The sequence below is a fragment of the Marinifilum sp. D737 genome, assembly GCF_026672275.1.
Classification (GTDB): domain Bacteria; phylum Bacteroidota; class Bacteroidia; order Bacteroidales; family Marinifilaceae; genus Marinifilum.
Map to the genome: position 1 here is coordinate 1 of NZ_JANQCD010000111.1, position 399 is coordinate 399.

The window sequence follows — 399 nt, forward strand, 5'->3', positions numbered from 1 at the left end:
GCCGAACCACCCGTGGAAGTTATCGATTAGCGCATAAGTAATGGCATCTCCGTCGTTGTCCGCAACATGGGCGGTGATGTGTACCGGATCGTATGCAACGGCGCTCTCCGATATCTCGTTCGCTGCCAAATCGGTATCCGAAATGGTCTTGCCCGTTAAAACATCATCGGTATCCCCTGTCGTATCGTCCGTTACGGTAATCTCAAAGGTTCCCGTAGTGGAAGAGCCGTCGGCTGATGTAGCCGTTACTTCGATGCCTGCCTTGTGATTGGTCAGTAAACCTGACTCGTAATCAATGTTGCCTGCTACGCTTACAACACCCGTAGATGGATCTATCGTAAACCAGCCGTGGAAATCATCGCTTAGACTGTAAGTCACAGCATCGCCATCATTATCAAC

Annotated in this window: 1 protein-coding gene; it reads right to left on the minus strand. The window is 50.4% G+C overall.

Annotated features, from left to right (window positions below; genetic code table 11):
- Window positions 1–399: cadherin repeat domain-containing protein (locus NQ163_RS20650; protein ID WP_268192197.1), on the minus strand; the 399-nt coding region annotated here is incomplete at both ends.